This is a genomic window from Cupriavidus phytohabitans, assembly GCF_017815025.1.
Taxonomy (GTDB): domain Bacteria; phylum Pseudomonadota; class Gammaproteobacteria; order Burkholderiales; family Burkholderiaceae; genus Cupriavidus.
Window position 1 is genome coordinate 1 of the sequence record NZ_JAGIQB010000221.1, and the last position, 802, is coordinate 802.

The 802-nt window shown below is 65.5% G+C and carries 1 protein-coding gene; it reads right to left on the bottom strand.

Annotation, left to right across the window (positions count from 1 at the left end; translation table 11 throughout):
* Positions 1-717: reverse transcriptase domain-containing protein (locus J8I34_RS34235; protein ID WP_245176361.1), on the bottom strand; the 717-nt coding region annotated here is incomplete at its 3' end.
* Positions 718-802: the final 85 nt, after the last annotated feature.

An 802-nucleotide genomic window follows, 5' to 3' on the forward strand; every position in this document is an offset into this window, starting at 1 on the left:
TGGCCCGCCTTGCGGCGTGCCCTCGTGCCGTTGCAGCACTACCCCGCCATCCATCAGCCCGCTGTTCAGATACGCCCGGATCAGCCGGATGACTCCCGCGTCCTCGATGCGCTTCTGTAGACGGTCAATCAGGATGTCGTGGTTGACCCGGTCAAAGAATTTTTCCAAGTCCACGTCCACCACCACTCGCCGCCCCGATTGCACGTACGACTGTGCGGCTAGCACCGCATCTTGCGCACGCCGCCCGGGACGGAAGCCGTAGCTGTGCTCGCTGAAGGTGGGGTCCAGCATTGGTTGCAACACCTGCAATAGCGCCTGCTGGATCAGCCGGTCCGTCACCGTCGGGATACCGAGCTCGCGCTCGCCTCCTCCATCCGGCTTCGGTATCGTGACCCGCCGTACCGGACTGGGCCGGTACGTCCCCTTGAGCAGTTGCTCGCGAATCATCGGCCATGCCGTCACCAGATGGCGGGCGGTCTGGTCGATGTCCAGACCATCCACGCCAGCGGCACCCTTGTTGCGTCTGACCCGTCTGAACGCCTGCTTCAGGTTCTCTCGCGTCAGCGCCGCTGCCAGCAGCGCCGACCCTGTGCCCTCCGTTCCCCGTCGCGGACCGCCGGCTTCGTCGCAGACGGGTTCACGGCCGGCTTCACCGTCCACTACCCCCGCTCGCCCCGCTCGCGCGGGCTTCTGACGCATTGCCTTCGGTATCGACATGGCTTCGGACACTCCCTCTCGTTCGGTCCTTCGTCGGCGGATTCGAGCCTTGCCGGCGCTACCCCCAACTACTTCGACCTCTGCT